The organism is Pseudenemella bisphenolivorans, assembly GCF_051133435.1.
In the GTDB taxonomy this organism is placed as follows: Bacteria; Actinomycetota; Actinomycetes; order Propionibacteriales; family Propionibacteriaceae; genus JAAYAO01.
Window position 1 is genome coordinate 353009 of record NZ_JBPGNY010000005.1, and the last position, 12534, is coordinate 365542.

The following is a 12534-nucleotide window of genomic DNA, read 5'->3' on the forward strand; positions in this document are numbered from 1 at the left end:
TGCGCGCCACCCGGTGTTCTCCCACAGCCGGGCGGTGCGTTTTTCGTCGCAATCGTGGCAGCCGGCTTTTTCACCCGCGCTACGGCTTTGTTACAGCCATGAAAAAACCCGCGGCGAGGGGTTGTCCTCGCCACGGGTTGTCGGGTGCCCGTTCATCGGGCCCGGGTGGTGCGATCAGGGTTCGACGCCGAGGGTCTCGGCCATCTTCTCCTTGGTCAGGCCCTGCAGGTCGAAGGGTTCACCGTTGATGTGCACCGTGGGGGTGCTGGAGATGCCCATCGACCGCGAGGTGGCATTGATCGATTCACCCCATTGGCCCTTCTCCATGTTCTGGACGCAACTGGTGAAGGTTTCGGGGGCCGAGCCGTTGACCTTCTCGGCCAGTTGCACCAACTGATCGTTGTTCCATTGCAGGTTCGCATTCTCGAACAGGGCCTTCTGGTACGACCAGGCGAATCCCTCCTCGGCCGCGCAACCGTAAGCATTGGCCGAGCTGACCGATCCGGCGCTCAGGAAGGCCATCGGCCACGATTCCAGTTTCCATTCACCACCGACCACGGCCTTCTCGATGATGTCGCCGTACTGCTTCTCGAACTCGGCGCAGTGCGGGCACTGGAAGTCGGCCCACACCGAGATGGTCTTCGGTGCGTCCTGCTTGCCGAACACGATCGGCTTGTTCATCGCCAGCGCCTGCGGTTCTTCCTTGAACTCGCTGGGTGCGGCTTCCGGGGAGCGGGTGGACAGGAACCAGGAGAACAGCACCCCGCCGCCGACCAGGAGGGCCACCACGACCACTCCGGCGATGATCAGGGTCATCCGGTCCTTCTTGCGCTTCTCGGCCTGCGCCTGCAGCCGGGCCCGCTCGCGGGCGTTGGCCCCGCCGGGTGACGGTGTCCCGGCCCGCTTCAACTGCTTATTGGCCCGAGTCTTCTTGCTCATTCGTTCTCCTCGTCGTCCACAACGAACTCGTCGTCCTCACCGAAACGGTCCAGGCTGAACTTGGACCGCGGGAAGAGGATCAGCCAGCCGGCCATCAGAGCGAAGCCGGCATCGCGCAGCAAGGTCCACGCGTAACTGGTTTGGTCGGGCGCCACTTGGCCGCCACCGCCGAAGCATCCGCAGTCGATGCTCAAGCCACGCGCCCAGGCCGAGATGATCCCGGCCATGAACAGCACCAGCACCACCGCGGAGGCGATCGCGGCCGGACGGGTCAACAGTCCGGCGAGCAACAACAGCCCGAGCGCGATCTCGAACCAGGGCAGGCCCCAGCCGATCACGTTCACCAGCGCCGGCGGCAGCGGCAGTTCGTAGGCCTCGACGGCCATCACCGACTGCTGCGGGGTGCCGACCTTCAGCAGGCCCGATACCAGCCAGACCGCCACCAGGCCCAGCCGCATCAGCAGCGAGAGCCAGGGCTGTGCCTTCGCGAATGTGGTCTGCCGGGGTGGTGCATCAAGCAATTGTGTCGCCATCATCTTTCACCTCGAAGCCAATACCTGTAGGTCGGCCGCGATGTCCGCGGCCGAGAGGTCCTGCTGCCAGTACGCGATCGCAGTCCGGTCGGGGCCGAAGGCGATGAGCTGGGTGCCGTGTCCCACGAAGTAGCCATCCTGTCCGTTGCGCTGCTTTCCACTGATCGCCACCCCGACCCGTTCGGCGACGTGTTCGACGTCGGGGCGTTCACCGGTCAATCCGATCACGCCTGGGGCATCGCGCGCCAGCCATTCTTTCAGGGATGCCGCGGTGTCGCGTTCGGGGTCCACCGTGATCAGGATGGCGGTGATCCGTTGCCGCAGATCCCGTGGCAGCATCGCGAGCGCCTCGGAGAGTTTGCCGGGGGTTTCGGAGCAGCGAGGTTCGCAGTGGCTGTAGCCGAAGACGATCACCACGATCGGTGAGGTCGGGGTCGAAGCCAGCCGGTAGCGGTGCCCGGAGGTGTCGGTGAGCACGGCGTCGGGCAGGTCGTAGGGTTCGGTGATCTCCGTGCCGTGCAGGTCGGCCGCCTCAGCGGCATCCGGGGTCTGTGCGGCCGACCCGCACCCGGCCAAGAACACCAGGGCGAGCCCCACCACGATCCACACGGGTCTCACGAGGGTAGAACCTGCAACCGCGCCGGATGGTTCCCGGAGCAACGGAATTGTTGCTCAGTGCTTGCGGCGCACACCCTCGGCCAGGTCGTCCACCACCGCGGCCATCGCGCTGAGATCGCCGGGGTTCCCGGCGTCGACGGCGGCGAGCAGGGTCTTGACCAGGGCCGAACCCACGATCACCGCGTCGGCATAGCCGGCCACCGTGGCGGCCTGGTCACCATCGGACACCCCCAGCCCCAACCCGACCAGGACGTCGGGGGTCAGGGCGCGCAGCCGGGCGACCAGTTCCTCCCCGGCCGCCGAGGTGCTGGTGCGGGTACCGGTGACGCCCATCACCGCGGTGGCGTAGACCCAGCCGCGGCAGTGTTCGACGGTGCTGATGATGCGTTCGTCGGTGGACGAGGGGGCGACCAGGAAGATCCGTTCCAGGTCGTATTTCTCCGAGGCGGCCAGCCACTCCTCGGCCTCATCGGGGGTGAGGTCGGGGGTGATCAGACCGGCGCCGCCGGCATTGGCGAAGTCGCGGGCGAAAGCATCCACCCCGTACTGCTCGACCAGGTTCCAGTAGGTCATGGTCACCGGTACCGCCCCCGCCGTTGCCACCGCTTCGGCGGCGGTGAAGACGTCGCGGGTGCGTACTCCGCCGCGCAGGGCGTCATTGCCGGCCCGCTGGATCACCGGGCCGTCCAGCATCGGGTCGCTGTAGGGGATGCCGATCTCGACGATGTCGGCCCCGGCCGAGTGCTGTCCCCGGGCGAGCATGGTCATCGCGGCGACCGACAGTTCCACGGTCGGGTATCCGACCGGCAGGTAGCCGATGAAGGCGGCCCGGCCCTCGGCCTTGGCCGCGGCGATGGCCCGTCCCGACTTACCCGGTTCGCGGGTCAGTGTGATGTCTGCGCCGGTCATGCCTCGTCCCCCTGGAATCCGTCCACCGACCCGTCGATCCCGAACCATTGGATCGCGGTCCGGACGTCCTTGTCGCCGCGCCCCGACAGGTTGACCACGATCAGCGGTTCGGCGTCGGGCTGCTCGTCGGCCAGGCGGCGGCCCAATCGCAGGGCGCCGGCCAGGGCGTGCGCCGATTCGATCGCGGGCATGATGCCCTCGGTGCGTGACAGCAGCTTGAAGGCTTCCATCGCCTCCCGGTCGGTCACCGGCTCGTAGCTGGCCCGGCCGCTGTGATGCAGCCAGGCGTGCTCCGGCCCGACGGCCGGGTAGTCCAGCCCGGCCGAGACCGAGTGCGAGTCCTTGGTCTGGCCGTCCTCGTCCTGCAGTACGTAGGTGCGCATGCCGTGCAGCACCCCGACCGCACCACCGGTGATCGAGGCGGCGTGCCGGCCGGTGTCGATGCCCTCTCCCTCGGCCTCGAAGCCGTAGAGGCCCACCGACTTTTCGTCGATGAAGTCGGCGAACATGCCGATCGCATTCGATCCGCCGCCGACGCAGGCGACCACCGCGTCGGGCAGTCGGCCGTAGCGCTGCAAAACCTGGTCGCGGGTTTCGGTGGAGATCACCCGCTGCAGTTCGCGCACCAGCTTCGGGAAGGGATGCGGCCCGGCGGCCGAGCCGATCAGGTAGTGGGTGTGGTCGACGGTGGCGACCCAATCGCGCATCGCCTCGTTCATCGCGTCCTTGAGGGTGCGGCTACCGGCCTTGACCGCGATCACCTCCGCGCCGAGCAGTTGCATCCGGGCGACGTTGAGGGCCTGTCGATCGGTGTCGACCTCACCCATGTAGACCCGGCATTCCATGCCGAACAGGGCGGCTGCGGTGGCCGTGGCAACGCCGTGCTGCCCCGCGCCGGTTTCGGCGATCAGACGGGTCTTGCCCATCCGCCGGGTGAGCAGGGCCTGACCCAGGACGTTGTTGATCTTGTGCGAACCGGTGTGGTTCAGGTCTTCGCGCTTGAGCAGGATCGTGGCGTTGCCGGCGTGCCGGGAGAAACGGTCGACCAGGGTCAGCGGGGTGGGCCGTCCGGCGTAGTTGACCCGCAGGTCGTGCAGGTCGGCGGCATAGGACGGGTCGGCCTGGGCGGCGGTGAAGGCCGCGTCCAGTTCGCTCAGGGCGGCGTGCAGGGCCTCGGGGGTGAAGCGTCCGCCGAAGGGGCCGAAGTGGCCGGTGAGTTCGGACGGGTCGGGTGTGCGGGTCATTGTTGTTCCGATTTCTCGTGGCCGGACGAGCCGGCGGCGATCATGGCCGCCACGCCGTCCTCGGGGTTGGTACCGGTCACCAGCGCTTCACCCACCAGCACCACGCGGGCACCGGCTCGGGCGGCTGCGGCGGCATCGGCCGGGCCCTGCAGACCGGATTCGGCGACCTTGATCACGTGATCGGGAATCTGCGGTGCCAGCTCGGCGAAGGCCTCGGGGTGCACCTCGAGGGTCTGCAGGTTGCGGTTGTTCACCCCGAGCAGTGCCGGGTCGAGCCGCAGGGCGCGTTCGATCTCCTCGGCGGTGTGCACCTCCACCAACGGGGTCAGTCCCAGTTCGAGGCAGTGCTCGTACAGGGCGGCGAGTTCGTCGTCGGTGAGGGCGGCAACGATCAGCAGGGCCAGGTCGGCGCCGGTCACCCGGGCCTCGACCAGTTGGTATTCGTTGCTGGTGAAGTCCTTGCGCAGCACCGGCACGTCCACCGCCGCGCGCACCGCGGCCAGGTCGGCCAAGGAGCCGTTGAACCGGGTGCGTTCGGTGAGCACCGAGATCGCCGCGGCGCCACCGCGGGCGTAGGCCGAGGCCAGCCCGGCGGGGTCGGTGATCTCGGCCAGCGCACCCTTGCTGGGGCTGGACCGCTTCACCTCGGCGATCACCGACAGATCCTCGGCGGCGAAGGCCGGCAGCGGATCGCGCACCGGCGGCGCGTCGGCCAGCCGGGCCCGCAATTCCTTCAGCGGCAGGTCCGCGGCTCGCCGGTCGGCGTCGGCACGGGCAACGGCGGTGAGTTCGTCGAGGACGCCCACGTCAGGCGTTGCTCAGCCCGGCGACCTGCATGATCCGGCCGACGATCAGTGCCACCACCACGACACCGCCGGCCACCGCCAGCAGCCACCAGTTCAGGGTCACCACGGCCACGGTGCCGATCACCGCGGCGATGAAGGCGATCGCAACGCTGACCCAGGCCGAGGGGGAACGGCCGTGGTGGTACTTCGCTTCGTCGGGTTCGGTGTTGCCCCGGTTGATGTAGCTGGCGCTCATCGGTGCCTCCTGGTCGCTTGCAAAATGGCCTCCCGCATTCGCCGAATGGGCAGGTCGCGAGGCCATTGTGTCGAACTTTCGGGCTTTCCGCCCACCTGTTTCACTCCGGATGGTTCAGCCTAGGTGACCTGCCGGGTTCGGCATCGTCCGCCGCGCCGTCGACCGCGGTGGGGTCGACCCCGGCGTCGAGAGCTTTCCAGACCTCGTGCGGGTCGTCACTGGTGGCATCGACGGTGCGCCGGTCGAAACGGTCACCGCGGGTCGGCCAACGTCCGGCCCCGACCATCACGATCACCGCACCGGCCACCGCAATCAGGCCGGCCACCAAGTAGCCGAGCGGCCAGCCGGTGGTTTCCAGACCGGTCGCATTCGCCAGGGTATGCTGACGCAGTTGGGTGCGCACCAGTTCGTCACCGGGGGTGCCCGGCAACGCACCGGTGAGGATCATGCCGACCCCAGCGAACCCCTGCACCACCGCCACCACCTGCCGGCCCCGGTGCCGCAACAACAGCAGCAGTGGCATACCGCCGGCGACGATGAGGGCCAGGGCGGTGGCCAGACCGCCGCTGCTGGTGGTGCCCGACATCGGCACTGGTGGGCCGTCGGTGTGGATCGTCCACCAGGTGCGCGAGGCAATCACCAGGCCGGCCAGCGCACCGAGCAGCAGCCCGGCCAGGCCCAGCAGCCGCAGCCTGCTGCCACTCACGGCGCCTCCGGCTGGGTCACCGGGCGCAGGCTTTCGGCCGCCGCGATCGCCCGAATCACCGCCGCGGCCTTGTTGCGACTTTCGGCGTTCTCGGCTTCGACGACCGAGTCGGCGACGATGCCACCGCCGGCTTGCACGTGAGCGATGCCGTCCTTGATCAGGGCGGTGCGGATCGCGATCGCGACATCGGCGTCGCCGGCGAAATCGAAGTAGCCGACCACCCCGCCGTAGACCCCGCGGCGCGATGTTTCCAGGGTGTCGATGATCTCCATCGCCCGCACCTTGGGTGCCCCGGAGAGGGTGCCGGCCGGGAAGCAGGAGAGCACCGCGCGCAGGGCGCTGTGTTCCTCGCGAAGTCGTCCGGTGACCTCCGCCTCGAGGTGCATCACGTGCGAGTACCGGCGCACCTTCATGAATTGGGTGACCTCGACGGTGCCCGGTTCACAGACCCGACCCAGGTCATTGCGGCCCAGGTCGACCAGCATCAGGTGTTCGGCGCATTCCTTCTCGTCGGCGAGCAGGTCGGTCTCGAGTTGGGCGTCCTCGGCCGGGGTGCTGCCCCGGGGCCGGGTGCCGGCGATCGGACGGGTGATCGCACGCCGGTCGCTGACGGTGACCAGCGCCTCGGGTGAGGAGCCGACGATGTCGAAGCCCGGCATCCGCAGCAGGTAGAGGTAGGGGCTCGGGTTCGAGGTGCGCAACATCCGGTAGATGTCGAAGGCATCGGCCTCGGTGTCGATGTCGAAGCGTTGCGAGAACACCACCTGGAAGGCCTCACCGGCTTCGATCCGCTCGATGATCTCGGCCACCGCGGCGGCGTACTCGGCGCTGGTGCGCTGGTGGCGCAGTTTCGGTTCGGCCGGGGTATCGCGAATCCCGGCCAGGGCCGGGGTGGGCCGGGCCAGAGCCTCGGCCATCTGCTCCACCCGACGCACCGCATCGGCGTGGGCGGCATCCACCCGCTCGTCGGTGGCGTCGAAGTTGATCGCGTTGGCGATCAGCCACACCTCGCCGGTGAAGTGGTCGAGTACGGCCAGGTCGGTGGCCAGGCTCATCCGCAACTCGGGTACCCCGAGGTCGTCGGGGTTGGTGTCGGGCAGGTTCTCCAGCCGGCGGATGATGTCGTAGCCGAGGTAGCCGACCATTCCGGAAGTGAACGGAGGCAGGTCGGGGTCACGTTCGGTGTGCAGCAGTTCGACGGTGCGATCGAGCACCTCCAACGGGTCGCCCTCGGTGGGCACCCCGACCGGCACGTTCCCCTCCCAGTGGGTCTGTCCGTCCCGGGTGGTCAGGGTTGCCGCGGCGTGCACCCCGACGAAGGACCAACGGCCCCAGGAGCCGTGTTCGGCCGACTCGAACAAGAAGGTGCCCGGTCGGTTCGCGGCGAGTTTGGCGTACAAACCCACCGGGGTGAGGGTGTCGGCCATCAGCCGGGTGTGTACCGGGATCACCCGCCGCTCGACGGCCGCGGTGCGGAACTCCTCGAGGGTGGGGCTGACTTTCACTGCGCATCCTCCTGGGCCGGCAGGGTGGCGATCAGGTCGGTGTCGAAACAACTGGTGGTGCCGGTGTGGCAGGCCGGGCCCTCCTGGTCGACCTGGAGCAGCAGGGTGTCGCCGTCACAGTCGAGGCGTACCTCGCGCACCCACTGCCGGTGGCCCGATTCCTCACCCTTGGCCCAGAACTTGCCGCGGCTGCGCGACCAGTAGGTGGCGCGTCCGGTGCTCAGGGTGCGGGCCAGGGATTCGTCGTTCATCCAGGCCATCATCAACACCTGTCCGGTGGTGGCGTCCTGGGCGATGGCCGGAACCAGACCATCGGCATTGCGCGTCAGGCGTCGGCTCAGGTCGGGATCGAGGGCTGTGATGGGTTCACTCACTGCGCCATTGTCCCCCATGGCCTAACATTGGCGTTCGTGCATCTCGCCCAGACTGAACGCGCCGCCCTGTGTGACCTGCTCGACCATGTCGGGCCGGACGCCCCGACCCTGTGCGACGGCTGGACCACCCATGATCTGGTCACGCACCTGTGGGTACGCGAAACCGATCCGTTGGGAGCCCCCGGCATCATCGCCAAACCGCTGGCCGGGCTCACCGAACGTCGGATGGCCGAGGCCCAACAGCGGTGGAGCTACGCGGAATTGGTCGAACGGGTGCGCACCGGGCCGTTCCGCTTCTCGGTCTTCGCCATCCCGGGGGTGGACGAGCCGGCCAATGCCACCGAGTTCTTCGTGCACCACGAGGACGTCCGGCGGGTCAACGGGGAACCGAACCCGCGCGATCTCGGTACCGAGGTCGAGGACTGGATGTGGCGGCGGATCAAACTGCTCGGCCGGGCCTGGTTCCGACGCGCCGACGTGGGTGTGGTGTTGGAGCGGGCCGATGACGGCGCCCAACTGCGGGTGGCCAGCGGTGATCTGACCGTGAACCTGGTGGGGCTGCCCAGCGAGTTGATGCTCTACGGGCACGGTCGGCGGGAGGCCGCCCACGTGCAGGTGATCGGCACCGACGAAGCGGTTGCGAAGCTGGCCGAGACCGACCTGAGCTTGTAGCTCAGCCGATCCGCAGGCGCATATTGCGCAGTTCGTAACCGGCCACCACGTCCACCCAGGACAGCGACGGGGTCTGCACGATCGTCAACGGCAGTTGCAACAACCTGGTCAGCAGAATGTCGGTCTCCTGGATCGCGATGTGCGACCCCGGGCAGCGGTGGGAGCCGTCGCCGAAGGACAGCACCTCGGGGCGCACCCCGCGGGAGCGGGTGCGGTCGGGGCAGATCGAGTGCGGGTGCTCCCCCACCGCCGCGGTATCGGAGTTCGCCGCGCGCACGTACATGTCGAGCAAGGCGCCCTCCGGAATTGTCCAGGATTCGTCCCCGTCGGTGAGGGTGATCGGGGCAACCGCGGTGCGGTAGATGTGGCCGACCACCGGTTCGACCCGCAGGATCTCGTGCAGAATCTGGTGCCGTTCGGCCTCTTCGGCACCGAGGTAGCGCTGCATCAGGTCGGGACGTTCCAGCAGGTGCCAGACCGCGACCACGATGAACTCGCGGGTGGTGACCATGCCGGCCGCCCCGTAGGTGAGGCATTCGGCCAGGATCTCGCCGTCGGAATAGCCCTCCTCGATCAGGTGGCTGATCACGTCCTCCTGCGGTTCGGCCCGGCGGGCCTTGATCGCGGGCTTCACGTCGTGGATGTGGAAGAACACCAACGGCAGCGAGGACCGGGCCGAACGCAGCTTCACCTTGAACTTGGCCCAACGGGTTTCGGCCCGCTTGCCGGGGGTCACCGAGGGGAAGGCGAAGAACCGTTCCAGACGCCGGGTCATCTTCTCCATATCGGAGTTGGTCAACCCGATCACCTGGGCGGTGACGTGTACCGCCATCCGCAGCGACATCTGGTCGAGGTCGAACTCGCGTCGCTGCCGGGCCTGGGCCACCAGTTCGTCGGCGCGGGCCTCCATCAGATCCCGGTAGCGGCGTCCGACGGTGACCGGGGCGAAGTAGCGGGCGATCTTGGCGCGTACCTGGCGATGCGGTTCCCCGTCCATGTACAGCACCGGGGTGCGCATGCTGCTGGTGCGGGCCCGGATCAGTTCGGCACTGAACCCTTCCTGGATCGATTCGTCGCCGAACTCGCGCAGGGCCTGACGCACCAGATGCTGCGAGCGGATGTGCCAGGCACCGTCGAGGTTCTCGATCGCGGGGGTGTAGCTCTCGGCGGGGCGTTCGGTCTTGCGATCCGAGGCATGGCCCACCGGGCAGGTGTCGGGATGGGTGCTGCTGGACATGGCCCCTCCAGGGACGTCTCGACTGTTACTCAACAGTAGTCGGCCCGACACCGGCCGGGGCAGGGTGGGTGCGAGGCGACCGGAACGGGCAAAATGGGTGCCATGCGATGCCGTGCACCGTGGATCTCCGCCCTGGCGGCGGCGCTGGTCGTCTCCGGATGCAGCGGGGGCACCGAGCCGGAACCGCAACCCTCCGGTACCCCGGGCTCGTCGGCTCCCAGCACCACACCGGACGCCACCGCCACACCGGAGCCCACGGCCACTGCGAGCCCCAGCACGGATCCGACTGCCCCGCCCAGCGTGAGCGATTGGACGACCGGCCTGACCACACCGTGGGGTATCGACTGGCTGCCCGACGGCGACGCCCTGGTCACCGAACGCGATACCGGGCTGATCAAACGCATCGACTCCTCGGGCACCGCCACCGAGGTCGGCCGGATCGACGAGGTCGTCCCGTCGTCGGAGGGTGGCTTGCTCGGCATCGCGGTCGGCACCGACACGTTATTCCTGTACTACTCCACCGGCACCGACAACCGGTTGGTGTCGGTGAGTTGGGACGGTGAGCGGGCCGGCGAGCAGCAGAACCTGCTCACCGAGATCCCGGTCGCCCAGACCCACAACGGCGGACAGGTTCGCCTGGGCCCCGACGGTTACCTCTATGTCTCCACCGGCGACGCCCAGACCCGTGAGGACGCCCAGGACCGCAACTCCCTGGCCGGCAAGATCCTGCGGCTGACACCCCAGGGCGCCCCGGCCCCGGGCAACCCCTTCGGCAACGAGGTGTACAGCCTGGGCCACCGCAATGTGCAGGGCCTGGCCTTCGACGATCAGGGCCGGTTGTGGGCCAGCGAGTTCGGCGACAAGGGTGCCGATGAACTGAACCTGATCGAATCCGGCGGCAACTACGGCTGGCCGACCGTGGAGGGGTACGGCGAGGAACCCGGCATGATCAACCCCCAGGTCACCTGGCCGGTGGAGGAGGCTTCCCCGTCCGGGCTGGCCTTCTGGCGCGGCTCGTTGTGGATGGCCGGGCTGCGCGGCCAACGCCTGTGGCAGATTCCGGTGCAGGAATCCGGTTCCGGTGACCCGGTGGCACATCTGGTCGAGCAGTACGGCCGGTTGCGGGCGGTGGCCGCAGATCCCGACGATGACGCCCTGGTGGTCGGCACCTCCAATACCGACGGGCGTGGTGATCCGGCCGACGGTGACGACCGGTTGTTGCGTCTCGGCGAGTGACACCACCGCTGCGGACCATCGGCTGGCTAGCCTGAGGGCACCCACACGCGAGGAGCCAGCGATGACCGAGCACTTGACCCTGACCTTTCTCGGCGCGGCCGGAACCGTGACCGGTTCGAAGTACCTGCTCACGATCGGACGGCGCCGCGTGCTGGTCGATGCGGGCCTGTTCCAGGGTGAGAAGCAGTGGCGGGAACGCAACTGGGACGACTTTCCGGTCGACCCGGCCTCGATCAGCGATGTGGTGCTGACCCACGCGCACACCGACCACATCGGTTACCTGCCGGCTCTGGTGGCCCGCGGGTTCTCCGGGCCGGTGTGGGCCACCGAGGGCAGCATTCGGCTCGGCGAGATCGTGTTGCGCGATGGTGGCAAATTGCAGGAACTCGGCGCCCGGGACGCCAACCGGGGTGGTTGGTCGAAACACGAACCGGCGCTGCCGCTGTACACCACCGAGGATGTCGAGGCGACCCTGCCGCTGTTCCGGGAGGTGGATTTCGACGTCAACGTCGATCTCGGTGACGGGCTGGTCGGACGGTGGGTGCGGGCCGGACACATTCTGGGTTCGGCCTCGGTGCATCTGAGCCTGGGCGATGCCGAGGTGCTGTTCTCCGGCGATGTCGGACGACACGACCATCCGATCCTGAAGGCCCGCAAGACCCCACCGGGGGCGCGCTATGTGGTGATGGAGTCGACCTATGGTGACCGGGAACATCCAGAACCCGAGGTCGAACACCAGGACCTGGCCGAGGCGATCACCCGCACCGTCGAACGCGGTGGCACGGTGTTGATTCCCGCGTTCGCGATCGACCGCACCGAGACCGTGCTGCGGGCGCTCACCTCGATGCAGCGCGAGGGTCGCATTCCCGATGTGCCGGTGGTGGTCGATTCACCCATGGCCCTGGAGGCGCTGCGGGTCTACAAGGATGTGCGCCTCGACGAGTTGCGCGACGACATCGAGATCTCCGATTTCACCGGGCTGCCGCAACTGCGGGAATCCCGCTCCGCCCGCTCGTCCAAGGCGTTGAACACCGACCGCAGCCCGAAGATCATCATCTCGTCCTCGGGCATGTTGGAGGGCGGCCGGGTGCTGCACCATCTGAAGCGGCTGCTGCCCGATGACCGCAACACCATCGCCCTGGTCGGGTATCAGGCCGAGGGCACCCGCGGACGAGCCCTGGAGGACGGCGCCGGCCAGGTCAAGATTCATGGCCGCTACGTCAAGGTCGCCGCCGAGATCGTCCGCGATCGGGAATTCTCGGTGCACGGTGATCGCTCCGACCTCACCGATTGGTTGCGTGATCTCGATCAGGTGCCCGAGACCGTGTTCATCGTGCACGGCGAACCCGAGGTGGCCCGCGGCTTCGCACAACACCTGCGCGCCGAACTCGGTGTGGTGGCCGTGGTGCCCGGATACGGCGAAATCGTCACCCTCGACGCCGAGGATCCGGACCCGGCCGACGACGATGACGATTTCGACGCACCACAGTATTGAGCAGTGTTCTGTGGAGCAGAGTTGA

Annotated in this window: 14 protein-coding genes; 3 read left to right on the forward strand and 11 right to left on the reverse strand. The window is 68.1% G+C overall.

Translation table 11 applies throughout. The annotated features are described in order from the left end of the window. Window positions 1-174: 174 nt before the first annotated feature. The 10 genes from ACR4XW_RS13875 to hisI all read right to left on the reverse strand — a co-directional run bounded on the left by ACR4XW_RS13875 (window position 175) and on the right by hisI (window position 7887). Window positions 175-939 carry a DsbA family protein gene (locus ACR4XW_RS13875; RefSeq protein ID WP_434761152.1) on the reverse strand — a complete coding sequence of 255 codons (765 nt, stop codon included), beginning with the start codon at window positions 937-939 and terminating at the stop codon, window positions 175-177. After that, complete coding sequence (locus tag ACR4XW_RS13880; RefSeq protein ID WP_434761153.1) at window positions 936-1472, reverse strand: MauE/DoxX family redox-associated membrane protein; 537 nt, start codon at window positions 1470-1472, stop codon at window positions 936-938. Before ACR4XW_RS13880 ends, ACR4XW_RS13875 begins: the two co-directional genes overlap by 4 nt. A 6-nt stretch (window positions 1473-1478) precedes the next feature. After that, the gene (locus tag ACR4XW_RS13885) at window positions 1479-2090 is read right to left on the reverse strand and encodes an SCO family protein (protein ID WP_434761154.1); all 612 of its coding nucleotides are present in this window, start codon (window positions 2088-2090) and stop codon (window positions 1479-1481) included. Window positions 2091-2144: 54 nt separating this feature from the next. Beyond that, the gene (gene trpA, locus ACR4XW_RS13890) at window positions 2145-2999 is read right to left on the reverse strand and encodes a tryptophan synthase subunit alpha (protein ID WP_434761155.1); all 855 of its coding nucleotides are present in this window, start codon (window positions 2997-2999) and stop codon (window positions 2145-2147) included. Continuing rightward, complete coding sequence (trpB, locus tag ACR4XW_RS13895; RefSeq protein ID WP_434761191.1) at window positions 2996-4255, reverse strand: tryptophan synthase subunit beta; 1260 nt, start codon at window positions 4253-4255, stop codon at window positions 2996-2998. The genes trpA and trpB overlap by 4 nt, the downstream gene beginning before the upstream one ends. Further along, a complete protein-coding gene (gene trpC / locus ACR4XW_RS13900; RefSeq protein ID WP_434761156.1) occupies window positions 4240-5049 on the reverse strand; it encodes an indole-3-glycerol phosphate synthase TrpC in 810 nt (269 codons plus the stop codon). Before trpC ends, trpB begins: the two co-directional genes overlap by 16 nt. A gap of 1 nt (window position 5050) precedes the next feature. Next, a complete protein-coding gene (locus ACR4XW_RS13905) occupies window positions 5051-5284 on the reverse strand; it encodes an HGxxPAAW family protein (RefSeq protein WP_434761157.1) in 234 nt (77 codons plus the stop codon). A gap of 100 nt (window positions 5285-5384) precedes the next feature. Beyond that, on the reverse strand, window positions 5385-5990 hold the full coding sequence (locus ACR4XW_RS13910) for a Trp biosynthesis-associated membrane protein (protein WP_434761158.1): 606 nt from the start codon (window positions 5988-5990) through the stop codon (window positions 5385-5387). After that, window positions 5987-7495 (reverse strand): anthranilate synthase component I, encoded by a 1509-nt coding sequence (locus ACR4XW_RS13915; RefSeq protein WP_434761159.1) that lies wholly within the window; start codon window positions 7493-7495, stop codon window positions 5987-5989. Before ACR4XW_RS13915 ends, ACR4XW_RS13910 begins: the two co-directional genes overlap by 4 nt. Continuing rightward, window positions 7492-7887, reverse strand: a complete 396-nt coding sequence (gene hisI / locus ACR4XW_RS13920) for a phosphoribosyl-AMP cyclohydrolase (RefSeq protein WP_434761160.1) — start codon at window positions 7885-7887, stop codon at window positions 7492-7494. Before hisI ends, ACR4XW_RS13915 begins: the two co-directional genes overlap by 4 nt. An 18-nt stretch (window positions 7888-7905) precedes the next feature. Here hisI and ACR4XW_RS13925 point away from each other — a divergent pair, with 18 nt between their 5' ends. Beyond that, window positions 7906-8541, forward strand: coding sequence for a TIGR03085 family metal-binding protein (locus ACR4XW_RS13925; RefSeq protein ID WP_434761161.1), 636 nt, complete (start codon window positions 7906-7908; stop codon window positions 8539-8541). 1 nt (window position 8542) lies between these two features. Here the strand turns inward: ACR4XW_RS13925 and ACR4XW_RS13930 are convergent, their stop codons facing one another. After that, on the reverse strand, window positions 8543-9778 hold the full coding sequence (locus ACR4XW_RS13930) for a cytochrome P450 (protein ID WP_434761162.1): 1236 nt from the start codon (window positions 9776-9778) through the stop codon (window positions 8543-8545). Window positions 9779-10078: 300 nt separating this feature from the next. Between ACR4XW_RS13930 and ACR4XW_RS13935 the strand changes: the two genes are divergently transcribed. Together ACR4XW_RS13935 and ACR4XW_RS13940 are read left to right on the forward strand one after the other, a co-directional pair. Continuing rightward, window positions 10079-11014: a PQQ-dependent sugar dehydrogenase gene (locus ACR4XW_RS13935; RefSeq protein ID WP_434761163.1), complete on the forward strand. Its 936-nt coding sequence runs from the start codon at window positions 10079-10081 to the stop codon at window positions 11012-11014. 61 nt (window positions 11015-11075) lie between these two features. Then, on the forward strand, window positions 11076-12509 hold the full coding sequence (locus ACR4XW_RS13940; protein WP_434761164.1) for an MBL fold metallo-hydrolase RNA specificity domain-containing protein: 1434 nt from the start codon (window positions 11076-11078) through the stop codon (window positions 12507-12509). Window positions 12510-12534: the final 25 nt, after the last annotated feature.